General features: G+C 57.4%; 20 protein-coding genes and 1 pseudogene. 14 read left to right on the top strand and 7 right to left on the bottom strand.

What is annotated here, in order from left to right; translation table 11 throughout:
* Nucleotides 1-7 precede the first annotated feature (7 nt).
* The 4 genes and pseudogenes from GY169_RS23675 to GY169_RS21890 form a co-directional block, all read left to right on the top strand.
* Nucleotides 8-200, top strand: a pseudogene (locus tag GY169_RS23675) (hypothetical protein); the annotation flags it as partial.
* Nucleotides 184-1,377, top strand: coding sequence for an aromatic amino acid transaminase (tyrB, locus tag GY169_RS21900; RefSeq protein ID WP_167577113.1), 1,194 nt, complete (start codon nt 184-186; stop codon nt 1,375-1,377). The pseudogene GY169_RS23675 and the gene tyrB, both read left to right, overlap by 17 nt.
* A 199-nt stretch (nt 1,378-1,576) precedes the next feature.
* Nucleotides 1,577-2,290, top strand: coding sequence for an acid phosphatase AphA (gene aphA, locus GY169_RS21895; RefSeq protein ID WP_064546671.1), 714 nt, complete (start codon nt 1,577-1,579; stop codon nt 2,288-2,290).
* 223 nt (nt 2,291-2,513) lie between these two features.
* Entirely contained in the window at nt 2,514-2,867 is a 354-nt protein-coding gene (locus GY169_RS21890; protein ID WP_065357794.1) for an MmcQ/YjbR family DNA-binding protein, read from the top strand.
* On the opposite strand, the gene uvrA is transcribed toward GY169_RS21890, so the two are convergent.
* Nucleotides 2,868-5,693, bottom strand: a complete 2,826-nt coding sequence (gene uvrA, locus GY169_RS21885; protein WP_163447534.1) for an excinuclease ABC subunit UvrA — start codon at nt 5,691-5,693, stop codon at nt 2,868-2,870.
* 252 nt (nt 5,694-5,945) lie between these two features.
* Between uvrA and ssb1 the strand changes: the two genes are divergently transcribed.
* The 4 genes from ssb1 (at nt 5,946) to GY169_RS21865 (ending at nt 10,399) form a co-directional block, all read left to right on the top strand.
* On the top strand, nt 5,946-6,482 hold the full coding sequence (ssb1, locus tag GY169_RS21880) for a single-stranded DNA-binding protein SSB1 (protein ID WP_064546676.1): 537 nt from the start codon (nt 5,946-5,948) through the stop codon (nt 6,480-6,482).
* A gap of 239 nt (nt 6,483-6,721) precedes the next feature.
* Complete coding sequence (locus tag GY169_RS21875) at nt 6,722-8,329, top strand: gamma-glutamyltransferase family protein (RefSeq protein WP_223882132.1); 1,608 nt, start codon at nt 6,722-6,724, stop codon at nt 8,327-8,329.
* A gap of 31 nt (nt 8,330-8,360) precedes the next feature.
* A complete protein-coding gene (gene oxlT / locus GY169_RS21870; RefSeq protein ID WP_411908105.1) occupies nt 8,361-9,680 on the top strand; it encodes an oxalate/formate MFS antiporter in 1,320 nt (439 codons plus the stop codon).
* A gap of 14 nt (nt 9,681-9,694) precedes the next feature.
* Nucleotides 9,695-10,399: a GntR family transcriptional regulator gene (locus tag GY169_RS21865; RefSeq protein ID WP_167577111.1), complete on the top strand. Its 705-nt coding sequence runs from the start codon at nt 9,695-9,697 to the stop codon at nt 10,397-10,399.
* 6 nt (nt 10,400-10,405) lie between these two features.
* On the opposite strand, the gene GY169_RS21860 is transcribed toward GY169_RS21865, so the two are convergent.
* The 3 genes from GY169_RS21860 to soxS form a co-directional block, all read right to left on the bottom strand.
* A complete protein-coding gene (locus GY169_RS21860; protein WP_167577110.1) occupies nt 10,406-11,917 on the bottom strand; it encodes a lytic transglycosylase F in 1,512 nt (503 codons plus the stop codon).
* 141 nt (nt 11,918-12,058) lie between these two features.
* Nucleotides 12,059-12,340, bottom strand: coding sequence for a YjcB family protein (locus GY169_RS21855; RefSeq protein ID WP_064546682.1), 282 nt, complete (start codon nt 12,338-12,340; stop codon nt 12,059-12,061).
* A 224-nt stretch (nt 12,341-12,564) separates the two neighbouring features.
* Nucleotides 12,565-12,894 carry a superoxide response transcriptional regulator SoxS gene (gene soxS / locus GY169_RS21850; RefSeq protein WP_064546684.1) on the bottom strand — a complete coding sequence of 110 codons (330 nt, stop codon included), beginning with the start codon at nt 12,892-12,894 and terminating at the stop codon, nt 12,565-12,567.
* A gap of 87 nt (nt 12,895-12,981) precedes the next feature.
* Between soxS and soxR the strand changes: the two genes are divergently transcribed.
* The 3 genes from soxR (at nt 12,982) to GY169_RS21835 (ending at nt 17,039) form a co-directional block, all read left to right on the top strand.
* Nucleotides 12,982-13,440 (top strand): redox-sensitive transcriptional activator SoxR, encoded by a 459-nt coding sequence (gene soxR / locus GY169_RS21845; RefSeq protein ID WP_064546686.1) that lies wholly within the window; start codon nt 12,982-12,984, stop codon nt 13,438-13,440.
* Nucleotides 13,441-13,847: 407 nt separating this feature from the next.
* Complete coding sequence (locus tag GY169_RS21840) at nt 13,848-15,197, top strand: NCS2 family permease (protein ID WP_065357798.1); 1,350 nt, start codon at nt 13,848-13,850, stop codon at nt 15,195-15,197.
* A 195-nt stretch (nt 15,198-15,392) separates the two neighbouring features.
* The gene (locus GY169_RS21835; protein ID WP_064546690.1) at nt 15,393-17,039 is read left to right on the top strand and encodes a Na+/H+ antiporter; all 1,647 of its coding nucleotides are present in this window, start codon (nt 15,393-15,395) and stop codon (nt 17,037-17,039) included.
* 72 nt (nt 17,040-17,111) lie between these two features.
* On the opposite strand, the gene GY169_RS21830 is transcribed toward GY169_RS21835, so the two are convergent.
* Nucleotides 17,112-17,996, bottom strand: a complete 885-nt coding sequence (locus tag GY169_RS21830) for a LysR family transcriptional regulator (protein WP_064546692.1) — start codon at nt 17,994-17,996, stop codon at nt 17,112-17,114.
* Nucleotides 17,997-18,098: 102 nt separating this feature from the next.
* Here GY169_RS21830 and GY169_RS21825 point away from each other — a divergent pair, with 102 nt between their 5' ends.
* Together GY169_RS21825 and GY169_RS21820 are read left to right on the top strand one after the other, a co-directional pair.
* Nucleotides 18,099-18,509, top strand: coding sequence for a CidA/LrgA family protein (locus GY169_RS21825; protein ID WP_167577109.1), 411 nt, complete (start codon nt 18,099-18,101; stop codon nt 18,507-18,509).
* Nucleotides 18,502-19,191 (top strand): LrgB family protein, encoded by a 690-nt coding sequence (locus tag GY169_RS21820; RefSeq protein ID WP_065356578.1) that lies wholly within the window; start codon nt 18,502-18,504, stop codon nt 19,189-19,191. The genes GY169_RS21825 and GY169_RS21820 overlap by 8 nt, the downstream gene beginning before the upstream one ends.
* A gap of 3 nt (nt 19,192-19,194) precedes the next feature.
* Here the strand turns inward: GY169_RS21820 and GY169_RS21815 are convergent, their stop codons facing one another.
* Together GY169_RS21815 and GY169_RS21810 are read right to left on the bottom strand one after the other, a co-directional pair.
* A complete protein-coding gene (locus tag GY169_RS21815; RefSeq protein WP_411908130.1) occupies nt 19,195-20,478 on the bottom strand; it encodes an ABC transporter substrate-binding protein in 1,284 nt (427 codons plus the stop codon).
* Between the two features lie 103 nt (nt 20,479-20,581).
* Entirely contained in the window at nt 20,582-21,877 is a 1,296-nt protein-coding gene (locus GY169_RS21810) for a Gfo/Idh/MocA family protein (protein ID WP_167577107.1), read from the bottom strand.
* A gap of 47 nt (nt 21,878-21,924) precedes the next feature.
* On the opposite strand from GY169_RS21810, the gene GY169_RS21805 reads away from it, so the two are divergent.
* The gene (locus tag GY169_RS21805) at nt 21,925-23,520 is read left to right on the top strand and encodes a hypothetical protein (RefSeq protein ID WP_167577106.1); all 1,596 of its coding nucleotides are present in this window, start codon (nt 21,925-21,927) and stop codon (nt 23,518-23,520) included.
* Nucleotides 23,521-23,583: the final 63 nt, after the last annotated feature.

The raw sequence follows: 23,583 nt of genomic DNA, 5'->3' as shown, positions 1-23,583 counted from the left end.
CTGTAGCGTGCCGGATGGCGCTTGCGCTTATCCGGCCTACATCGCGCAATGACCGTAGGCCGGATAAGGCGTTTACGCCGCCATCCGGCAATCTTTTCACCAACCGCAACAACCGCTCGATCTTCCTTCCCATCCGGTTTATTGTGTTATTTCCTGCCTTCTGTAAACCCGGAGAACCATCGCGTGTTTCAAAAAGTTGACGCCTATGCGGGCGACCCCATTCTTTCATTAATGGAACGTTTCAAAGAAGATCCGCGCAGCGACAAAGTAAACCTCAGCATCGGTCTGTTCTATGACGAAAACGGCATTGTTCCACAGCTGAAATCGGTCGCTGAAGCGGAAGCGCGCTTTAATGCGCAGCCGCACGGCGCGTCGTTGTACCTGCCGATGGAAGGGCTGAACAGCTACCGTCATACCGTGGCGCCGCTGCTGTTTGGCGCGGACCACCCGGTTCTCCAGCAGCAGCGCGTGGCCACCATTCAAACGCTTGGCGGCTCCGGCGCGCTGAAAGTGGGCGCGGATTTCCTCAAGCGCTACTTCCCGGATTCCGGCGTCTGGGTCAGCGACCCGACCTGGGAAAACCATATTGCGATCTTTGAAGGCGCAGGTTTTACCGTCGACACCTATCCATGGTTTGATAGCGAAACCAACGGCGTGCGTTACGCAGCGCTGCTGGAGAAACTGAACACGCTGCCGGCGCGCAGCATCGTGCTGTTGCACCCGTGCTGCCATAACCCAACGGGTGCCGATCTGACCGATGCCCAGTGGGACGGCGTGGTTGAGGTGCTGAAAGCGCGCGACCTGATTCCGTTCCTCGACATCGCCTATCAGGGCTTTGGCGCGGGCATGGAAGAAGACGCCTATGCGATCCGCGCGATTGCCGACGCGGGCCTGCCCGCACTGGTCAGCAACTCATTCTCCAAAATCTTCTCACTGTACGGCGAACGCGTCGGCGGCCTGTCGATTATCTGTGAAGATCATGAAACCGCGCTGCGCGTGCTGGGTCAGCTGAAGGCGACGGTACGCCGTAACTACTCCAGCCCGCCAAACTTTGGCGCGCAGATTGTGGCGGCAGTCCTCGGCGATGCTGAGCTGAAGGCGATGTGGCTGGCGGAAGTCGAAGGGATGCGTACGCGTATTCTGGAGATGCGTCATGCGCTGGTGAATGTGCTGAAAGAAGAGATGCCAGACGGCAATTTCGATTATCTGCTCAAACAGCGCGGGATGTTTAGCTACACCGGCCTGAGCGCAGCACAGGTTGATCGCCTGCGCGACGAGTTTGGCGTTTACCTGATTGCCAGCGGTCGTATGTGTGCGGCAGGGCTGAACAGTCGCAATGTTCAGCGCGTGGCAAAAGCCTTTGCTGCTGTAATGTAAGCGAGCACTCACTCTGGTCTGGAGGCCGATTCCGGGCCAGAGTCACTCTTCAACGCAAAGTGTGATCCCCCTGGTTTTTTCAGGATTAATCTGAGAAATTCCTTTCATTCGTACCCCTCAGACGGTAAGGTCGCCAGTGGCTTTCTTTGAAGTACCGCCCACTTTATTACAATAACGACTCGACGAATTAAGGGAAAATATGCGCAAGATCACGCAAGCTCTCAGTGCCGTCTGCTTGTTATTTGCACTGAATTCTACGGTGACGGCCCATGCGTCGTCGCCTTCTCCGCTTTACCCCGGAACCGATGTTGCGAAGCTGGCCGAACAGGCGCCGATTCACTGGGTCTCCGTGGCGCAGATTGAAAACAGCCTGATGGGCCATCCGCCGATGGCGGTCGGTTTTGATATCGATGACACCGTGCTGTTCTCAAGCCCTGGCTTCTGGCGCGGGCAAAGAACCTACTCCCCGGACAGCCAGGACTACCTGAAAAACCCAGAGTTCTGGGAAAAAATGAACAACGGCTGGGACGCATTCAGCATCCCGAAAGAGGTCGCTCGTTCGCTGATTGCCATGCACGTTAAGCGCGGCGACAGCATTTACTTCGTGACCGGTCGCAGCCAGACTAAAACCGAAACCGTGTCGAAAACGCTGCAGGATGATTTCCTGATCCCGGGCGTTAACATGAATCCGGTGATTTTTGCCGGCGACCAACCGGGCCAGAACACCAAGACCCAGTGGTTAAAAGAGAAGAATATCAGGGTGTTCTACGGTGATTCCGATAACGACATCACCGCCGCGCGTGAAGTAGGCGCCCGTGGTATCCGCGTCCTGCGCGCGTCTAACTCGACATACCGCCCGCTACCGCAGGCCGGTGCGTTTAACGAAGAAGTGATCGTTAACTCCGAGTACTAACGGCAAACCGTTGTAGGCCGGATAAGGCGTTTACGCCGCCATCCGGCAATCTGCTCTATGCTGCCGGATGGCGATTCGCTTATCCGGCCTACCATTCGCACCAATAAATGATGCTTTTTTAGTCAAAATCAGGCGCTGAGAGGTTTATCCTTTCGGCGTCTTGTTGCACACTGAGATGATGCTTTTCTGCACAAGGTGGCTCGCGAGACTAAGGGGTATAACAATGACCAGTTCGGATCTTCTGCTGTACTGCATGGCTAAACGTGGCGCGGAACAGAGCGTGCACAGTGACTGGAAAGCGACGCAGATTAAAGTCGCTGATGTGCTTTTTGCAATGGTAAAGGATGTGGAAGACCGCCCGGCGGTGGCGCTGAAAACCAGCCCCGAACTGGCAGAACTGCTGCGCCAGCAGCATAAAGACGTGCGCCCAAGTCGTCATCTCAACAAAGCGCACTGGAGCACCGTGTATCTCGACGGCTCGTTGCCGAATTCGCAAATTTACTATCTGGTGGACGCGTCCTATCAGCTGGCGGTGGATCTGCTGCCGGAAGCCGTCCGGCAGCAGATGTACTCGTAATTACTGCAACAGCGGTTTCAGGAAGCGCGCAGTATGTGAGGCTTCGCAGTTCGCCACCGTCTCCGGCGTACCGGAAACGAGGATTTCACCGCCGCCGCTGCCGCCTTCCGGACCGAGATCGACAATCCAGTCCGCGGTCTTAATGACGTCCAGGTTGTGTTCAATCACCACGATAGTGTTGCCCTGGTCGCGCAGCTGATGCAGCACTTCCAGCAGCTGCTGGATGTCGGCAAAGTGCAGGCCGGTGGTCGGCTCGTCGAGAATATAGAGCGTCTGACCGGTACCACGTTTTGATAGCTCGCGCGCCAGCTTCACGCGCTGGGCCTCACCGCCGGAGAGGGTGGTTGCCGACTGGCCGAGACGAATGTAGGTCAGGCCCACGTCCATCAGGGTTTGCAGCTTACGCGCCAGCGCCGGCACGGCATCGAAGAACTCACGCGCCTCTTCAATGGTCATATCCAGCACTTCGTGGATGGTCTTGCCCTTGTACTTAATCTCCAGCGTTTCGCGATTATAGCGTTTGCCTTTGCACTGGTCGCACGGCACGTAGATATCCGGCAGGAAGTGCATTTCCACTTTGATCACGCCATCGCCCTGACAGGCTTCGCAGCGCCCGCCACGGACGTTAAAGCTGAAACGGCCCGGCGTATAGCCGCGCGAGCGGGATTCTGGCACGCCGGCAAACAGTTCACGCACCGGGGTAAACACGCCGGTGTAGGTGGCCGGGTTGGAACGCGGCGTGCGGCCAATCGGGCTCTGGTCGATGTCGATGACCTTATCGAAATGCTCAAGCCCCTGGACATCGCGGTACGGCGCGGGTTCAGCGATAGTCGCGCCATTTAGCTGCGTCTGGGCAATCGGGAACAGCGTATCGTTAATCAGCGTTGATTTACCGGAACCGGAGACGCCGGTGATGCAGGTAAACAGACCCACCGGCAGCGTCAGGGTCACGTCTTTCAGGTTGTTGCCTGATGCCCCCGTCAGCTTCAGCACTTTTTCCGGATTAGCCGGAACGCGTTGTTTCGGCACTTCGATTTTGCGTTTGCCGCTCATGAACTGGCCGGTCAACGACTCTGGCACCGCCATAATGTCGTCGAGTGTGCCTTCGGCCACCACCTGGCCGCCGTGGACACCGGCGCCTGGACCAATGTCGATGACGTGGTCGGCGGCGCGAATCGCGTCTTCATCGTGTTCAACCACGATCACCGTGTTACCGAGGTTACGCAGGTGAATCAGAGTGCCAAGCAGGCGTTCGTTATCGCGCTGGTGCAGGCCGATGGACGGCTCATCAAGCACGTACATCACGCCCACCAGCCCCGCGCCAATCTGGCTCGCCAGACGGATACGCTGGGCTTCACCGCCGGAGAGGGTTTCTGCGGAACGGGAGAGCGTCAGGTAGTTAAGGCCAACGTTCACGAGGAACTTCAGGCGATCGCCAATCTCTTTCAGCACTTTTTCAGCGATTTTCGCCCGCTGGCCGGAGAGCTTCAGGTTATTGAAGAAGTCCATCGCATGGCCGATGCTCATGTCGGAGATGGTCGGCAGCGGCGTGTTTTCTACGTAGACGTGGCGCGCTTCGCGACGCAGACGGGTACCATTACAGCTGGCGCACGGACGGTTGCTGATGAATTTTGCCAGCTCTTCGCGCACCGCGCTGGATTCCGTCTCTTTATAGCGGCGCTCCATGTTGTGCAGCACGCCTTCGAACGGATGGCGGCGCACGGAAGTATCGCCGCGATCGTTGATGTATTTGAACTCAATCGACTCTTTGCCGGAACCGTAGAGAATGGCTTTCTGCGCGGTGGCGCTCAGGCTTTGCCACGGCGCTTCCACGTCGAATTCGTAGTGATCGGCCAGCGATTTCAGCATCTGGAAGTAGTAGAAGTTACGACGATCCCAGCCGCGAATCGCGCCGCCGGCCAGCGACAGCTCCGGGTTCTGGATGACGCGGTCCGGGTCGAAGTACTGTTGTACGCCCAGACCGTCACAGGTCGGGCAGGCGCCCGCCGGGTTGTTGAAGGAGAACAGGCGTGGTTCCAGCTCGCGCATGCTGTAGCCGCAAATCGGGCAGGCGAAGTTGGCGGAGAACAGCAGCTCTTCCGCTTTCGGGTCGTCCATATCGGCGACCACCGCCGTACCGCCGGAAAGCTCCAGCGCGGTTTCAAAAGACTCCGCCAGGCGCTGGGCGAGATCGTCGCGTACCTTGAAGCGGTCAATCACCACTTCAATGGTGTGTTTCTTTTGCAGCTCGAGCTTCGGCGGATCGGAGAGGTCGCAAACCTCGCCGTCGATACGCGCGCGGATATAGCCCTGGCTTGCCAGGTTCTCCAGGGTTTTGGTGTGCTCGCCCTTACGCTCTTTAATGATCGGGGCCAGCAGCATCAGGCGTTTGCCTTCCGGCTGCGACAGCACGTTATCCACCATCTGGCTGACGGTTTGCGCTGCCAGCGGCACGTCGTGATCCGGGCAGCGCGGCTCGCCGACGCGCGCATACAGCAGGCGCAGGTAGTCGTGAATTTCGGTGATGGTGCCTACCGTTGAACGCGGGTTGTGCGAGGTCGACTTCTGCTCAATAGAAATCGCCGGCGACAGCCCTTCAATATGATCGACGTCCGGCTTTTCCATCAACGACAGGAACTGGCGCGCGTAGGCAGAAAGTGATTCTACGTAGCGGCGCTGTCCCTCGGCGTAGAGGGTGTCGAATGCCAGTGAGGATTTGCCAGACCCGGACAGCCCGGTCACGACGATCAGTTTGTCGCGAGGGATGACGAGGTTGATGTTTTTGAGATTATGGGTGCGGGCGCCCCGAACTTCGATCTTATCCATTCACCTTTCCCGGTAGAAGATACACGGCTTGCCTGGTTTGTTTGAAGGACAAACGGCAGAAACGGCTAATTATGACACAACTTAACCTGAATGAATATACAGTATAGGGACGCCGATTCAGGATGCCGATGAAAATTTGCATAGCGGTAAGATGTTTACTGGAATACGCCTCGCAGCTACCAAAATACCGTCTGGAAATGGTACACTCGCGCGTTTACACTTAATCAAGAATCGTATTCAGGAGAGACAATCATGGCCAGCAGAGGCGTCAACAAGGTGATTCTCGTCGGTAATCTGGGCCAGGACCCGGAAGTGCGCTACATGCCGAATGGTGGCGCAGTCGCCAACATTACGCTGGCTACTTCCGAATCCTGGCGTGATAAAGCGACCGGTGAAATGAAAGAGCAGACTGAATGGCACCGCGTTGTGCTGTTTGGCAAACTGGCGGAAGTGGCGGGTGAATACCTGCGTAAAGGCTCTCAGGTTTATATCGAAGGTCAGCTGCGTACCCGTAAATGGACCGATCAGTCCGGCGTTGAAAAATACACCACGGAAGTGGTTGTGAACGTGGGCGGCACCATGCAGATGCTGGGTGGCCGTCAGGGCGGCGGCGCACCGGCCGGTGGCAACATGGGCGGCGGCCAGCAGCAGGGCGGTTGGGGTCAACCTCAGCAGCCGCAGGGTGGCAATCAGTTCAGCGGCGGCGCGCAGTCTCGCCCGCAGCAGCAGTCCGCTCCGGCACCGTCTAACGAACCGCCGATGGATTTCGACGACGATATCCCGTTCTGATTTGCCGCCGTTTCGACGGCGCTCATCAGCACTCTCAAAACCCTGCCTCGGCGGGGTTTTTGCTTTTTTAATGCGCACCAACAGCCCATATCAGCACCGCTTCGGTGCGCGAATTGCCCCGCGTTAATCTCCGTTTTTTGAACGTCATTCACATAACCATAAGATAATTAACAAAAATAACAATTGGCACGCTTTGTGCCTACATCCGTGTATACACACATGTAGGCAAGGTGCAGACGATGACTCAAATCCAATCAGCTAAATGTATGCAGGGCATGGCCGTTGCGCCGCATTCGCTGGCCGCGGAGAGCGCGGTGGCCGTTTTGCGCGACGGCGGCAATGCGGTTGAGGCGATGGTGGCTGCGGCGGCGACCATCGCGGTGGTTTACCCACATATGAACGGCATCGGCGGCGATGGATTCTGGTTAATTTCCCGGCCCGGCGAGGAGCCGGTGGCGATTCAGGCATGTGGCTTTGCGGCGGAAAAAGCAAATATCGATTTTTATCGCCAGGCGGGCTACACGCAGGTTCCGGTGCGCGGCCCGCTGGCGGCCAATACCGTCGCGGGCACGGTTGGAGGCTGGGAGCGCGCGCTGGAGTGGGCGGGAGAGCGTACGGATAATGCACCGCTGCCGTTAACGCGCCTGCTGCACGATGCTATTCACTATGCGCGCGAGGGCGTGCCGGTCACCTCCGGGCTGCATAAACAAATTACCGCGCGATTGCCGCAGCTCGGCCAGTATCCCGGATTTTGCGGCTTGTTTGCGCCGGAAGGCCAGGCGCTCACCCCTGACGATTTACTGTTTCAGCCCGCGCTTGCCAATACGCTGGAACGCCTGGCAACCCATGGGCTTGGGGATTTTTATCATGGTGAGACCGCCCGCCTGATCGCCAGCGAACTGGAAGCCGCCGGGAGCTTGCTGCGGTTTAGCGATCTTGATGCTTATCGCGCGGCGCGGGTGAAGCCGCTGGCGCTGGAAACGGAGATTGGAACGGTTTACAACCTCCCGCCGCCGTCGCAGGGGCTGGTTTCGTTGCTGATTACCGGCATGATTGAGCAGCAGCGTAAAAAAGGCGCAATTGCCGACGAAACCGATTTTGTTCACCACTGTGTCGAAGCAACCAAGCTGGCGTTCACTCTGCGCGATCGCCATATCACTGACCCGGCCCACATGACGCTTGACCCACAGTCGCTGCTGACGGCAGACAATATTGCTCAGCTTAGCGCGCAGATTGTGCCCGACCGGGCTCAAGTCTGGGGCAAAGGGCGCGGGCCGGCGGATACCATCTGGATGGGCGTTATCGACGGCTCCGGCACCGCGGTCAGCTTTATTCAGAGCATCTATCACGAGTTCGGCAGCGCGGTGATCCTCGCCGATAGCGGCATCATCTGGCAAAACCGCGGCAGCAGTTTTTCGCTGGACCCGAGCGCCACCAACCCGCTTCAACCGGGGCGCCTGCCGTTCCATACCCTCAACCCTGGTTTAGCGAGGCTGGCCAACGGCGATGCGCTGGTGTACGGCAGCATGGGCGGCGACGGCCAGCCGCAAACCCTGGCGGCCGTTTTTGACCGCATTCTCCATCAGAACATGACGCCTCAGGCGGCTATCGCCGCTCCGCGCTGGCTCTTAGGGCGCACCTGGGGCGAGAGCAGCGACACTCTGAAGATTGAAAGCCGCCTGAGAGCGGCGACTACCGACACCCTCAAACAGTACGGCCATGACGTCGAGATTTACCCCCCTTACGACGACCTCATGGGCCATGCCGGGGCAATCCTCCGGCATGGCAACGGCATGCTGGAAGGCGGAAGCGACCCGCGTAGCGACGGTGGCGTCGCCCGCTGGTAACCCAGCATTTTCCAACTGAAACATTCCTGGAATGACGCGGCGCGTAAAACGCGCCCGCTTTCTGGCGACATTTTTTCGTCTATTGGAGCGTAAAATGACCGTTCTCAGAGAACCTTTGGTGGCACCAAAATTTGGCAAATGGGCGCAGCTGGGGTTGGGGCTTATCTGTATGGCCTCCATCTCCAGCCCGCAGTATGTGTGGACGCTGCTAACTAAACCGCTGACCGAAAAGCTGGGCGTTGGCCTGCCGGAACTGCAGGTGACCTTTTCGCTGCTGATTATTCTGCAAACCTTCTTTTCTCCTTTCCAGGGGCGTCTGGTTGAACGGTTTGGCCCCCGATTGCTGATCTCGATTGGCACGGTAATGGCCGGGATGAGCTGGGTGCTCTCCGCGCACATTAACGGCCTGGTTGCGCTGTATCTGGTCTATGGCTGCATCGGTGGTTTGGGCACCGGGATTGTGTATATCGGTGTGGTGGGGCTGATGGTGAAGTGGTTCCCGCAAAACCGGGGCTTTGCCGCAGGGGCTGTGGCGGCAGGCTACGGCATGGGGGCGATTTTGACCACCTTCCCGATCTCGATTTCGCTGGGCAACTATGGCCTGGAGCAGACCATGACCGTGTTCGGCATCGTTTTCGCGATTGTCGGTCTGCTGGCCAGTCAGGGGCTGAGTCTGCCGCCTAACTCGACCGTGCAGCCCATCAGCCGGAAAATCGTGCAGGGAACGTGTCAGTTCACCTCTCGCGAAATGTTACGCCAGCCGCTGTTCTGGCTGATGTTTGCCATGATGGCGATGATGTCCACTTCCGGGCTTATGGTGACCTCGCAAATGGCTATCTTTGCTGAGGATTTCGGCATCAGTAAAGCGGTGGTATTCGGCATGGCCGCGCTACCGCTGGCGTTAACCATCGACCGCTTTACCAACGGTCTGACCCGCCCGCTGTTCGGTTTTATTTCCGACCGCTATGGTCGTGAGAAGACCATGTTCATCGCCTTTGCCCTCGAAGGGGTGGCGATGACGCTATGGTTGGCCTGCCGGGAAGATCCGCTGCTGTTTGTGCTGCTCTCCGGGGTGGTGTTCTTCGGCTGGGGTGAAATTTTCTCGCTGTTCCCCTCCACGCTGACCGACACGTTCGGCAGCGAGCATGCCGCCTCGAACTACGGCTGGCTGTATATCTCGCAGGGGATTGGCTCTATTTTCGGCGGGCCGCTGGCAGCGCTGCTGTATCAGCACACTCAAGGGTGGCACGTGGTCTTTGGTTGCGCGATTACCCTTGATTTCATCACGGCGGGGCTGGCACTGTGGGTGCTGAAACCCTGGCGTGCGCGCTTTATTCGTCAGCACAGTTAATCGCGGAGCTCTTTATGACGTTCACGACATCGGAACCCACGCCGCTTCTTGCGCATTCGGAACGGGTATTTCTGCAGCTGCGGCAGGAGATTTATCAGTTCGTCCTGCTGCCCGGCGATCGTTTCACGGAGGTGGACATTGCCCGCCGCCTTGGGTGCTCCCGCACGCCGGTTCGCGAAGCGCTGCTATTGCTGCAAAACGAGGGGCTGGTCAGACGCTGCCTGCGTAACGGGTGGGAAGTTTTTCCCATTGATTTCGATGTCTATGAAGATCTGTACGAGACGCGCGCGCTGATTGAAGTGAATTCGGTGCGCAGTCTGTGTAGTTCGACGTCAGCGAAGGTGAACCGGGAGGTACTGACCGGGCTGAACGCTGTCTGGCGGGTTGCGCCGCAGGAGAGGCTGGCTTGCGATGATATTGCTGCGCAGGACGAACAGTTTCACCTTGCGCTAACCGAGGCGGCTGGTAATCGGGAGTTGACGGCGATTCTGACCAATATCACCAACCGCATTCGCATTATGCGGCGGCTCGATTTTGAATATGAAACCCGTGTTAACCAGACCTACAAAGAGCACGCGGAGCTGCTGGAAGCCATTGAACAGCGTGATGAAGCGCGCGCGGTCGCGCTGATCACGGCGCATATTCAGGACGCTTATCAGGGGGCCAGCACCATTACCCTGCGACGTCTGCAGGGGGTACGGGTCAAACAAATACCGTAACCGGGGCTAGCCGTTGTTTTTATCGGAGGCGGGCAAAATCGGCGGTTTCCCCGTCGCTGCCCGCTTCCGGTTCATCTCATCGAGAATCAGCCGATAGGCGATGTAATACTTATAGATGTTGCTCACGTAGGTGACCGTTTCGGCTCCAATCTTCTCGGCGGCGAGGTTTTCCACGTTACCAAACCAGATGTTGGGGTCAAAACCGCGCTTTTTCGTTTCCGTACGCAGACGCGCAATCCGTGCCGGGCCAGCATTATAAGAGGCGAAAGAAAACAGTGCCTTATCCAGCTGCGTCATCGGTTCGTCACCGTAGTAGCGGTCGATCATCCAGCGCATATACTTCACCCCGGCGTGGATATTCGGATCCAGTTGCTTAATATCGCCCACCTTCAATTCTTTGCCGGTGCTCGGCATCACCTGCATGACGCCAATTGCGCCAACGTGACTGCGCACTGACTGGTTCAGCCGCGACTCCTGATAACCCTGTGCCGCCATCAGCAGCCAGTCGACGTCATAACGGTCGCCGTATTTGCGAAAAATCTCGACCATCTTCAAAAACTTGCGCCGTTCTTTCTCCGCTGCGGCGTTTTTGACGTATTTCGCGCTCTTCAGATAGCGCAGTAACAGGGTATTGCCCAGGGTGCTGCCCTGGCGGTTGTCTTTAATAAAACCGTTGAGCTTCGCCAGCAACTGCGGGTTATCTTTGCGCACCGCCCAGGCGATGTTGCCGTTATCGCGTAGCACAATATCTTCATGAACCTGGATCTTCGGGAACACCTGTTTCCAGAACAGCGCCTTATGGCGATCGACCACGATCAGCGGAATCAGCCCGGCGTTGAGCATTTCCAGCAGATCCTCGTCTTCCAGCGCTTCGGGGGCGGGCTTGATGACGACGGGCGGGAGAGAGGCTTTGGCAAAGCGCGCATTGAGGGCTTCAAGGCTTTCATAGTAGCTGGATGAACGACGGACAAAGACCGTCTTACCGGCGACATCGTCCACGTTTTTCACCTGCGGTGACGCGGGGCCGGAGATCAGCAGTTCCTGAATATCGCTGTAAATCGGGTCAGTGAAAGCCACCTGCTGCTGGCGCGTTGCGGTGATCGTAAGATTGGCAGCGGCAATATCGCCTTTACCTTCGTTCAGGGCAGTAAAGAGATTATCGCGGGTTACCGGAACGAAGATAATTCGCACCTTGAGGTGGCGTTGCTTGAGCTTTTTCTCTTTGGCGAGCTGGGCATTCAGGCTGCGTTCAAATTCGGCGAAGATATCGTGGGTGGCCCCGCGCTGCTGGCCTTTATCGATAAAAAAGAAGGTTTTGCTGTAGGTGGTCAATACGCGAATGACCCGGCGGTCGAGCATGCCAGGCAGGTCGCCCTTCCAGGGCTGCATGATGCTCTCGATATTGACCTCAAGCGCGTCGGGTGAGTCCTCTGGTTGTACGGCGGCAAAAGCGGGGCCGGTCAACAGCAGGGCGCCCAGGCAGGCGGTGAGAAAACGGCGAAAAGGGATGGCGTTCATGGTGCGGCACTCCGCAGGGCGCATCCCTTTATTTTAGTCGAGCGACGCTAAAACACCCTGCAGGAGCAGGGCTTTTTCATGCGCTCAGCCGCCGCGATATTCAGGCAATAAAAAACCCCGACGCGTCGGGGTTTTTCTCAATCAGTACATGGCAACCGGCCATTCCGGCGGAGCCTGGCTCATCACTTCAACCATCACATCTTTGATGTTGTTGAAAATGGTGGCGATGTCCACCATCGTGATGCCCAGTAACCCGGTCGCAAACCAGCATGCCGCTGCGACACCCAGCATACCGCTGATGACCGCGAGACCGGCGTAGTCGGATTTACGGAATTGAATTTTCAGGGTACTGGCGAGAAACATCAGTACCGCGCTGGTTAACGGCCAGCGTAACAGTGCGACGCCTGCGGTAATGGAAACCATGAGATTTCATCCTCAGAGATAAACAACAAGTTGCCCTGACAGCACTTATTGATTGAGGCGCGAGGCACTCAGGCTATCTGAAGGCATTCACAAATTGAATGAAACAGTGTTTTTGTTTCATCTCGATGTGTGAACTATATCACGTTTGTTGTTTTATTCACCAGAGGTAAACGCAGGATTTTTTGTCAACGCCGCGGCTCAGTACAGGCCGCGGCGAAGCGATGTTACGCGGAGATCTGATGGCGATAGTCCGTCGGCGTGCGGTCAAACTCGCGGCGGAATACGCGAGAGAAGGTCTGCTGAGAGACATAACCCAGATCCATCGCGATATCGAAGATGGGGCGCTGGGTGGTGCGCAGCGCTTCCGCCGCCAGTAACAGGCGCCGCTGGCGAATGTACTCGCCCAGCGTCTGGTGCATCACGGTGCGGAACATTCTTTGCAGATACCACTTCGAGTAGCCGGATTTTCTGGCCACGATGTCGATATTAAGCGGTTGATCGATATGTTCATCTATCCATTCAGTAAGAGTATGAATAATTTCCCGATGGGACATAAGGCTCTCCCCGTTGTCTATTTTCGCGTCGATTTCTTGTCTGGCGGCGAGTATAATTCCTCAAGTTAACTTGAGGTAAAGCGTATTATGGAAAAAAAATCGACCCGCATAAAATCGCTGCTAACGCCCGGTGAGGTAGCGAAACGAACGGGGGTTGCGGTCTCTGCGCTGCATTTTTATGAGAGTAAAGGGCTGATCCACAGCACGCGCAACAGCGGTAACCAGCGGCGCTATAAGCGTGATGTGCTGCGTTACGTGGCGATCATTAAAATTGCCCAGCGTCTTGGTATTCCGCTGGCGACGATCGGCGATTCCTTTAGCGTGCTGCCGGAAAACCACACGCTGGGGCCGCGCGACTGGAAGCACCTCACGACTCAATGGCGGGAAGAGCTGGATAAGCGCATTCACGCCATGGAGGCGCTGCGCGACCAGCTTGACGGCTGTATTGGCTGCGGCTGCATGTCGTTGCGCGACTGTCCGCTGCGTAACCCGGGCGATAAGCTGGGTGAAGAGGGCACCGGCGCGCGTCTGCTGGAAGACGAATAATCCTCCGCGATCCTCTCCCCGGGATTGCGACATTTTTGCCATAGAATTGTTGCTGGATTGCGCATAAACGATAACGTTTGCGCATGGGTTGGTGAATTCTTCATCGGTAATCGTTAATTTTCATAAACCAGGGCAAACTTCTGTTGAAAAAGGGGACATAAAAGCCAGATAATCGTTTGCCTCGGATTTTCGGACGCTTCTTATGCCGGAAATCCGCAGACCAACCTCATTACGCACCCGCGCAGTTGAGGTATTCCGATTCTCGTTTTGTCTGCGCGGAGTTAATCGTTTGCTTTTTTGTGGCTCCCCTTTGCCGCGATGTAGCACATGGAGATGACGCTTAGCTGGCAGTGGATGTTCCACCACGCAGACGAACGAATGATAAAAACTCTCAGGGGATGTTTTCTATGTCTACGCCTTCAGCGCGTACCGGCGGTTCATTGGACGCCTGGTTTAAAATTTCTGCTCGTGGTAGCTCCGTTCGTCAGGAGATTGTCGCCGGTTTGACCACCTTCCTGGCGATGGTGTATTCGGTGATCGTGGTACCGGGCATGCTGGGTAAAGCCGGTTTCCCGCCGGCCGCCGTGTTCGTGGCGACCTGTCTGGTGGCCGGTGTGGGTTCTATCGTGATGGGATTGTGGGCGAACCTGCCTTTAGCCATTGGCTGCGCCATCTCGCTGACTGCTTTTACCGCCTTCAGCCTGGTGCTGGGCCAGCACATCAGCGTGCCGGTTGCTCTGGGCGCGGTGTTCCTGATGGGCGTGCTCTTCACCATCATCTCCGCTTCCGGTATTCGTAGCTGGATCTTGCGCAATTTGCCGCAGGGTATTGCGCACGGCACCGGCATCGGTATCGGTCTGTTCCTGCTGCTGATTGCCGCCAACGGCGTCGGCATGGTGGTGAAAAACCCGCTGGACGGTCTGCCGGTCGCGCTGGGTCAGTTCGACAGCTTCCCGGTGGTGATGACGCTGGTGGGGCTGGCGATGATCATCGGCCTTGAAAAACTGAAGGTCCCGGGCGGTATTCTGCTGACCATCATTGGCGTGTCTATCGTCGGCCTGATTTTCGACCCAAACGTGCACTTCTCTGGCGTATTCGCCATGCCGTCGCTGAGCGATGACAATGGCAACTCGCTGATCGGCAGCCTGGATATCATGGGCGCGCTGAACCCCATTGTTCTGCCGAGCGTGCTGGCGCTGGTGATGACCGCCGTCTTCGATGCGACCGGTACTATCCGCGCGGTTGCGGGCCAGGCGAACCTGCTGGATAAAGATGGGCAGATCATTAACGGCGGTAAAGCGCTGACGACTGACTCCCTGAGCAGCGTGTTCTCTGCCGTGGTAGGCGCCGCGCCGGCTGCGGTGTACATCGAGTCCGCAGCGGGTACGGCGGCAGGCGGTAAAACCGGTTTAACGGCGATCACCGTTGGCGTGCTGTTCCTGCTGATCCTGTTCCTGTCTCCGCTTTCTTACCTGGTGCCTGGCTATGCTACCGCACCGGCGCTGATGTACGTGGGTCTGCTGATGCTGAGCAACGTGGCGCGTATCGACTTCAACGATTTCGTTGACGCGATGTCCGGCCTGATTACCGCCGTGATGATCGTGCTGACCTGTAACATCGTTACCGGCATTATGATCGGCTTCGCGACGCTGGTTGTGGGCCGTGTGGTTTCGGGCGAATGGCGCAAGCTGAACATCGGCACCGTCATTATCGCGGTTGCGCTGGTGGTCTTCTATGCGGGCGGCTGGGCTATCTAAGCCTGACGTTTGCCGATAAGAAAACCCGCCAGATGGCGGGTTTTCTGTTTATTGCCCCGCAGTGCGACGGGTTCGGACTTTTTTTCCATTTTCAGCCACGTCTCGTTTCCTTTTGCGTTACTCTGGTACGCGTATGATAAGAAGCACGACGCTTCATGTTTTGAATAATAAGACAACGCTGTAAACAGGGAACGCATGGAAATATTCTTTACCATACTCATCATGACCCTCGTGGTTTCGCTGTCCGGGGTGGTTACACGCGTACTGCCCTTCCAGGTTCCACTACCTTTAATGCAAATCGCCATCGGTGCGCTGCTGGCCTGGCCTACCTTCGGTTTGCACGTTGAATTTGACCCTGAACTCTTCCTCGTGCTGTTCATCCCGCCGCTGCTGTTTGCCGATGGCTGGAAGACGCCGACTCGCGAGTTTATCGAGCACGGCAGGGAGATCCTTGGCCTGGCGCTGGCGTTAGTGCTGGTGACGGTGGTCGGGATTGGCTTCCTGATCTACTGGATTGTTCCCGGCATTCCGCTGATCCCCGCTTTTGCGCTGGCGGCGGTATTGTCGCCAACCGATGCCGTGGCGCTTTCCGGCATTGTGGGGGAAGGGCGCATCCCGAAAAAAATCATGGGCATTTTGCAGGGCGAGGCGCTGATGAACGACGCCTCCGGCCTGGTGTCGCTGAAGTTTGCCGTGGCTGTCGCGATGGGCACAATGGTCTTTACCGTTGGTGGCGCGACGGTAGAGTTCCTGAAGGTGGCAATTGGCGGCATCCTTGCGGGCTTCGTGGTGAGCTGGCTGTACGGCCGCTCAATGCGTTTCCTCAGCCGCTGGGGCGGCGATGAACCGGCTACGCAGATCGTCCTGCTGTTCCTGCTGCCGTTTGCCTCATACCTGATTGCTGAACATATCGGCGTTTCCGGTATCCTGGCGGCGGTGGCGGCGGGGATGACCATTACGCGTTCCGGCGTGATGCGCACCGCGCCGTTGGCCATGCGCCTGCGCGCCAACAGCACCTGGGCGATGCTCGAGTTTGTGTTCAACGGCATGGTCTTCTTGCTGTTGGGCCTGCAATTGCCCGCGATTCTTGAGACGTCGTTGGTGGCGGCGGAGGCCGACCCGAACGTCGAAACCTGGATGCTGTTTACCGATATCATCCTGATTTACGCGGCGCTGATGCTGGTACGCTTCGGCTGGCTATGGACGATGCGCAAGCTCAGCCAGCGCTTCCTGAAAAAGAAACCAATGGAATTTGGCTCCTGGACGACCCGCGAGCTCTTGATTTCCTCGGTGGCGGGGGTGCGCGGTGCGATAACCCTCGCCGGTGTGCTGTCTATTCCGCTGTTGCTGCCGACGGGCGAAGCCTTCCCGGCGCGTTATGAGCTGGTGTTTCTCGCCGCAGGGGTGATTCTGTTCTCGCTATTTGTGGGCGTGGTGGCGTTGCCGATTTTACTGCGTCATATCGAATCCACCGACCACGTGCAGCAGCGTAATGAAGAGCGGCTGGCACGCGCGGCGACGGCGGATGTGGCGATTGTCGCCATCCAGAAAATGGAAGAGCGTCTGGCGGCGGATAGCAACGAGAATATCGATAACCAGCTGCTGACCGAGGTCAGTTCGCGCGTCATTGGTAACCTGCGCCGTCGCGTCGACGGGCGTAACGATGTGGAAACGTCGATGCTGGAAGAGCAGCTTGAACGGCGTTTCCGCCTGGCGGCGCTGCGCTCCGAGCGCGGGGAGTTGTACCACCTGCGCGCGACCCGGCAGATCAGTAATGAGACGCTGCAAAAACTGCTGCACGATCTCGACCTGCTGGAAGCGCTGTTGATCGAAGACGCGTAATACGGATAAAGCGTGTGCCGACCAGTCCCCTCTCCCTTAAAAAGGGAGAGGGGACGCACCGTGCCTAAACTTCTACTCCGGCAGCTTAAACCCCTCACAGCACTTCAGCCATGCCTGGGCGCTGTGAGACAAATAGACCCCTTCCCGCCAAATCATCCCCAACTGCCAGCGCAGCTCGCTTTCCAGCGGTAGCCAGCGCAGCGTTTTTTCATCCAGCTTGCGGCAAATCGGCTCCGGCAGAATCGCCACGCCGACGCCCGCCTGCACCATCGCCGCCAGAAAGTCCCACTGTCCGCTGCGTACTGCAATACGCGGCTTAACGTCATGGCGAGCAAACAGCTGCATCAGCTGGCGGCTGAGGGCGAAATCTTCGTTATAAATCAGCAACGGATGTGCGGCTAACTGCGTCGGCGATACTGACGTTTGTTCCAGCCATTCGCCGGAGCGGGGCACCAGCACGCACAGCGGGTGGCTGAACAGCGGCAGGGTCGTCAGCGCGCTTTCTTCTTCAACCGGCAGCGCGGTCATTGCCAGATCCAGCTCGCCGTTCATCACCGCCTGCTGCACCGTCAGGCCGCCAAATTCGGAGATTTTCAGTTCGACGCCCGGGTAGCGCTGGCGGAACAGGCCGATCGGCCCGGCCATGAGCATGCCGACCATGGGGGGAATACCAAGGCGCAGCACGCCCTTGTTGAGGTGGTTAATATCGCTCAGCTCGGCCTCCAGCTGGCGGAATTCATCAAGAATGGCCAGCCCGCGCTCAAATACCACTTGTCCGGTATCGGTCATCAACAGCTTGCGGCCGTCGCGAATCAGGAGGGTACAGTTCAGCTCATCTTCCAGGTTTTTGAGCATCTTACTGATTGTTGGTTGCGTAACGTAGAGTTTCTCCGCCGCTCGAGTAAAGCTCTGCTGGCGAACGACTTCAACAAAGTAGCGCAGCGTTCTTATGTCCATGATTATGCCTCTAAACTATGCTACCGATGAGTTTAATTCATTTCTGTCATCATCGCGGCCTCACTATACTGTGCGCCTGTGATTTTTTCTGGACATTCCTCCATGGCTGAGGCCTTAGGGCGTATTGTGCCCTCCGTGTTAAATCGTCTGCAGGTGCCGGTGCAGGTTGTACTGTACGCCGGGCTGTTTGTTTTCGCTGAATATCTGGTGAGCTGGTGGCATTTGCCGCTGCCTGCCAATCTGGTCGGTATGGTGCTGCTGCTGGCGCTGATTGTTTGCCACGTGGTGCCGCTCAAATGGGTTCGCGCGGGCTCACGCTGGCTGCTGGCCGAGATGCTGCTGTTCTTTGTCCCGGCAGTGGTCGCGGTGGTGAATTACGCTCAACTGCTGATGGTCGACGGCTGGCGAATTTTCCTCGTTATCGCGCTGAGTACCATGATGGTGCTGGGAGCAACGGCGTGGGTGGTCGACAAAGTGTATCGCTACGAACTGAAGCGGATGCGTAATGAATAATTTTCAGCTGAGCGTCCTGTGCCTGGTGATTACCCTGGTACTCTATTTTGCCAATAAACGTCTGTATCGCCGCTTTCGTAAATTACCGCTGATGCCGCTGGTGCTCACCCCGGTGCTGCTGGTGTTAATGCTGGTGTTTGGCCATATCTCCTACCAGAACTATATGGGGGAAGCCCACTGGCTGCTGTGGCTGCTTGGTCCGGCGACTATCGCCTTTGCTGTGCCGGTGTATGACAATCTGGCCATTATCAAACGCCACTGGATGTCGCTCTCTGCTGGGGTGATCACGGCGACGGTCGTGGCGGTGACCAGTTCGGTGTGGCTGGCGCGGCTGTTTACCCTGTCGGATGAAATCCAGCGCAGCCTGGCGGTGCGTTCCATCACCACGCCGTTTGCACTGGCGGCAGCGAAATCGCTTGGCGGCCAGCCGGAGCTGGTGGCGTTGTTTGTGGTGGTCACCGGCGTGTTCGGTATGGCGATTGGTGACGTGCTGTTTTTACGGCTTTCCATTCGTGAAGGGATGGCGAAGGGGGCGGGCTTTGGCGCAGCGTCGCACGGCGCGGGGACCGCGCGTTCCTACGAGCTGGGCCCGCAGGAAGGCGTGGTGGCCAGCCTGGTGATGATGCTCTCCGGGGTGGTAATGGTGCTGGTGGCCCCGTTGGTTGGCTGGATTATGTTTTAAGGCTTAACGGGTCACGCGCCGCACAATCCGTTCCACCTGCTGGCGGAAGTCGGCGGCGACCTGCGCCGGCGTTTGCTTGCCCATGTCGAGTTTTTCACGCGCTGACGTGAACTGGTCGATCACCTGCAAATCCTCAATAAACGGCGTAGCGACGACGGTGGTATGCAGCGACTGCGCCTGACGTAGCCCTGCCACCACCGGATCGTTCGGGTCAATGACTCCTTTCTCGGTTAACAGCGTTTCCGCCGCTTTATTCAGCGGAATGCCGCGCTCCAGCCCTAGTGCTTCCACCGACTGCGGATCGCTGACCAGGAAGTTCAGCAGTATCGCCGCCTCTTTCGGATGCTTCGTCGATTTCGCTACTGAGAACATCTGCGACGTTTTGAAGTAGACGCCCGACTCTTCCGTCCCTGGCTGCATCACATAGTCGCCCAGCACCAGCTTCGCCGGCGGCGTCATGTTGTTGGCAAACATGCGAATGGTGATATTCCACGTGAACAGACCGCCCCATTCGCCGTTTATCCACGGCTTCATCTCATACAGATTGCCTTTGCCGTAGGAGGAGAGTCTTTTTGGCGCAGGCAGCACGTGGTCGTCGCTCAGGCGCTTGACGAAGCTGAATGCCTCACTCCACTCGGCATCGTTCCAGGTAAATTTGCCGTCGCTGTTAAACATCGGTTTCTGATGCTTCTGCATCATGTAAGCGTTGAGCAGCAGAATCACATCCTGATCGACCATGGTGTAGGGATAGTAGTTGTCGCCGAGCTTCTGCTGGAACACCTTTCCGGCGGCAAAAAACTCATCCCAGGTTTTTGGATACGCCAGCCCGGCCTTTTTCCAGGTCACGTCGTTATAGTAAAACACCGGCGCATTGACAGAAATCGGCAGGCCGTTGAGCTTGCCTTTGACGGTGGTAGATTGCAGATCTTTGGCCTGATACTGGCTGAAATCGAGCTCGTCTTTAAGCTTATTAAGGTCGTAATAGCCTTCACCGTTTTTGGAGAAGATGATCAGCCACGGCCAGTTGGTCTGCATCACGTCCGGCTCGGTGCCGCTCGCCATCTGGGTGGTCAGGCGCGAAAGGTGCCCGTCCCAGCCGGTATATTCGGCTTTCACTTTGATATCGGGATATTTTTTCTCGAAGGCTTCCAGCGCCTTGAGGGTCGCCTGGTGGCGGCTATTGCCTCCCCACCACGACATGCGCAATTCGACGGGCTGTTGTGCCCAGGCAGAGGTACAGGAAAATAACAGTGACGCGATAACACCTGATGCGATTTTATTCATTATTGTCTCCGGGACAGAGGCAGAAATCGTGTTATGAAACAGGTGAGTAACTGCAAAATACTGACCAGTCGCTTCGGCGCGGCTGTCTGCCGCGCCGGAATGCGCTTTAGCGTTTCGCCAGACGGGAAACCAGTTCGAACTCCTTAAAGTTCACCGGGCGCTGCTGCTGCATGGAGATATTGCCCGCGATACCGGTGAGAATGGACATCGCCCCGGCGCGATGGTCTGCCGCGCGCTGTAGCGGGTCGTTGCCCGGTTCGCCGAACAGGTCCGCCAGCATGGCGTTGTCGCCGCCGCCGTGACCGCCTTCGCCCAGGCTGAACTCCGCTTTCCAGGGTTCGGCGAACATCGGGAAGACGGTGATATCGCACTGCTCCAGGCTGCCTTCGTTTTCGCGCTTGCCGCCAGCGTTAACGTAGGATTTCTCGACGATTTTCATCTCCAGGCGGCCTTCGGTGCCGTTAAACACCACGTTCAGCCCTTCCCACGGCAGGTAGGCGTTCAGCGAGTAGGTGAGCTGCACCTGGTTCTGATACTTCACCAGCACCGACATGGTGTCTTCGATGGTAATACCATCGCTGAACACGCTCTGGTCACGGAAGTAGTTATCTTCATGCTCGGCGTCCAGATACAACGCCTTCAGTTGGGCGTTGTCCGCCATATTCAGCGCGAACGGGTCGTCCTTCGCTTCGGCATAGCCGTGGGCGCGGGGGTAGAATTGAGTCACGCCGCGTTTTTCCGCGTTCTCCTTGCCGTAGAACTGCAGACTGCCCTCGGCGTAAACGCGCTCAGGGTAGCTCGCCAGCCAGAAGTTCATCAGGTCGAAATGGTGAGTCGATTTGTGCACCAGCAGGCCGCCGCTGTTGCGTTTTTCACGGTGCCAGCGACGGAAGTAGTCCGCGCCGTGCTCGGTGTTGAGCAGCCACTCGAAGTGAACGGAGGTAACGTTGCCGATCGTGCCCTGCATCAGCAGTTCGCGCACCTTACTGTGGTGCGGCGCGTAGCGGTAGTTAAAGGCCACGCGCACCGTGTGCCCGCTCTCCTCGATGGCGTCCAGAATGCGCAGCGCGCGCTTCTCGTCGATGGTCATCGGTTTTTCGGTGATCACGTCACAGCCCGCGTGCAGCGCGCGGACGATGTAATCATCGTGGGTGCGGTCCATGGTGGTGACGATGACGATATCCGGACGAGTCTCGCGGATCATCTCTTCAAACTGCGCCGCTTTCCAGGTGGAGACCGGCTCGGCTCCCTCTTTTTGCAGCAACGTATTGGCGTAGTTCATACGAGTTTGGTTAGTGTCGCAAAAGGCGACCATCTTCGCATTCTCGCGCCATTGCCCGCCAATAGCGGAAATATATAAACCGGCACGACCACCAGTACCGACCAGCGCATATTTTTTCATGACATCCTCGATTATGATAAGCACATATTTATTTGCAGGGTGAGACGATGAAACGTATTCCACATCAATTGATGGAGCTGAATAGCACCTTTATCTGGCACTGGCCCTGGTTTATTCAGGGAGTGAAAAGTGCGAAACAGCACGGTTTCACTGGCATCATCCTGCACCAACAGGAACTGCTTTCTATTCTGGCGACGCCCTCGCCGTTAAGTCTGAAACTGAACGTCGAGAACCTTATTCATCAGCAAAATTACGCGTTGCAGTATTTAAAACGCGTCGATCGTTATCTGGCAGAAAATAACCTTTCGTTCTGGCTACAGGGAGAAGCGGCTCCCTCTGACGACATTATTAAGCGCAAATTTCCCGAGCTAGCTTTTGATGAAAAAAGCGCGCCGGATTTCTGGCAACATTTCTATGCCGCGATATTTTCGCCGCTGCTTCCCGCACTGCCGCATTTAAGCGGCGTAGTGCTTGGCTTAACGACGCCCGCCTTTCAAACGGCAGGCTGGCAGCAGGGGCTGTATAGCGTATGGAGCCAGCTGCGCAGCTTTGGCAAAAAGCTGGTGCTGCGCGATTTCATTGATGACAGCTGGCCGCGCCAGCAGCTGGCGACGGTACTCTCATCTTTGCCTGATGATGTCCGCGCCGCCGTTAAAGCGACCGAAATCGACTATCATCCCGGCTTTGCCAACCATCCTCACATCGTCGCGCTGCCAGGCCATAAAAAGTGGATCGAATACGACCTTGTCGGCACGGGCTACGGCTGGACGGCGCTGCCCTGCTATCTGGCGGACGAAATCAGCGGCCGCCTGAGCTGGGCCATCAGCGCCACCGGCAACGAAGTGGAGGCGATTACTTCCCGCGTTAGCTGGCAATGGATGCCAGACAGCCGGGTGATGGATTCAGCGAATAGCATCAATCTGCTGGGCCTGATGGCGGCTAACCAGACCACCGATGGCGCTACGCTGTCGGTCTTCGAGCGCTGGGCCGAGCAGCGGCAGCTGCGCTTTCGCGCCATCCAGGACCGGCAACGGCTCGCGTCGCTGTTTTACTCCAGCTACGACTGGCTGTGTAAAACGCCTAACCTGCTGGGCCGACGTCTGCATTATCAGAGCCAGGTGCCGGACAGTGTCTCTCAGGCGCAGCAGGTACTGCATATGGACACCCGCAGTGCCAACTGGCTCCAGGCCTGGCAACCGCTGATACCGGCGGACGATCCCGCGCAAGGTCAGGAGCAACGGCAGCTCATCCGTCTGGAAAAAGAGGCCGCCTGTTTCCTTGCTGCCAACGCGGTACAAACGCTGCGCGAAATCATGCCGCGTATTACCTGCCCTGACGATTCGCTGGAACTTTTGTTCGCCGCCTGGCGCAACGCGGAAGTCTATAGCCAGATGTTCTCACGGGTGACCAGCGCAATGGTCGATCTGCTATGGCGCGATCGTTACGGCGATGATGCGCTGCCTGCTGATGTGCTGATTCAACATCAGAACCAGCTTCTGCGCTATGTCGATACGCTGGAACGCTGGCTGACGTCACCGCCTGCCGGGAGCCCGCTGTTTCTGCCGCTGTTATTAAGCCCTCAACGTCTGGCCCGCTTTGCGCGCAGCCTGACCGAGTCCGAATACACTCAGCATAAAAAGTGAGGACTGAAATGTCGCGCATCGGCGGGGTACGCAGCGGCGATTCGCGATAACAGGCGGTAAAAA

It is taken from the genome of Kluyvera genomosp. 3 (assembly GCF_011765685.1).
Taxonomy (GTDB): Bacteria; Pseudomonadota; Gammaproteobacteria; order Enterobacterales; family Enterobacteriaceae; genus Kluyvera; species Kluyvera georgiana_A.
Note: the sequence above shows the minus strand (reverse complement) of the source record. Positions and strands in the feature narration are given on the sequence as shown.

Bases quoted from the DNA above. Each gene is read 5' to 3' on its own strand.
- GY169_RS21865 (WP_167577111.1), top strand. From the start codon at position 9,695: ATGACGTTCACGACATCGGAACCCACGCCGCTTCTTGCGCATTCGGAA.
- GY169_RS21805 (WP_167577106.1), top strand. From the start codon at position 21,925: ATGAAACGTATTCCACATCAATTGATGGAGCTGAATAGCACCTTTATC.
- GY169_RS21890 (WP_065357794.1), top strand. From the start codon at position 2,514: ATGACCAGTTCGGATCTTCTGCTGTACTGCATGGCTAAACGTGGCGCG.
- GY169_RS21810 (WP_167577107.1), bottom strand. From the start codon at position 21,877: ATGAAAAAATATGCGCTGGTCGGTACTGGTGGTCGTGCCGGTTTATAT.
- ssb1 (WP_064546676.1), top strand. From the start codon at position 5,946: ATGGCCAGCAGAGGCGTCAACAAGGTGATTCTCGTCGGTAATCTGGGC.
- soxS (WP_064546684.1), bottom strand. From the start codon at position 12,894: ATGTCCCATCGGGAAATTATTCATACTCTTACTGAATGGATAGATGAA.
- GY169_RS21855 (WP_064546682.1), bottom strand. From the start codon at position 12,340: ATGGTTTCCATTACCGCAGGCGTCGCACTGTTACGCTGGCCGTTAACC.
- GY169_RS21825 (WP_167577109.1), top strand. From the start codon at position 18,099: ATGGCTGAGGCCTTAGGGCGTATTGTGCCCTCCGTGTTAAATCGTCTG.
- uvrA (WP_163447534.1), bottom strand. From the start codon at position 5,693: ATGGATAAGATCGAAGTTCGGGGCGCCCGCACCCATAATCTCAAAAAC.
- GY169_RS21875 (WP_223882132.1), top strand. From the start codon at position 6,722: ATGACTCAAATCCAATCAGCTAAATGTATGCAGGGCATGGCCGTTGCG.
- oxlT (WP_411908105.1), top strand. From the start codon at position 8,361: ATGACGCGGCGCGTAAAACGCGCCCGCTTTCTGGCGACATTTTTTCGT.
- GY169_RS21835 (WP_064546690.1), top strand. From the start codon at position 15,393: ATGGAAATATTCTTTACCATACTCATCATGACCCTCGTGGTTTCGCTG.
- GY169_RS21840 (WP_065357798.1), top strand. From the start codon at position 13,848: ATGTCTACGCCTTCAGCGCGTACCGGCGGTTCATTGGACGCCTGGTTT.
- aphA (WP_064546671.1), top strand. From the start codon at position 1,577: ATGCGCAAGATCACGCAAGCTCTCAGTGCCGTCTGCTTGTTATTTGCA.
- soxR (WP_064546686.1), top strand. From the start codon at position 12,982: ATGGAAAAAAAATCGACCCGCATAAAATCGCTGCTAACGCCCGGTGAG.
- GY169_RS21830 (WP_064546692.1), bottom strand. From the start codon at position 17,996: ATGGACATAAGAACGCTGCGCTACTTTGTTGAAGTCGTTCGCCAGCAG.
- GY169_RS21860 (WP_167577110.1), bottom strand. From the start codon at position 11,917: ATGAACGCCATCCCTTTTCGCCGTTTTCTCACCGCCTGCCTGGGCGCC.
- GY169_RS21820 (WP_065356578.1), top strand. From the start codon at position 18,502: ATGAATAATTTTCAGCTGAGCGTCCTGTGCCTGGTGATTACCCTGGTA.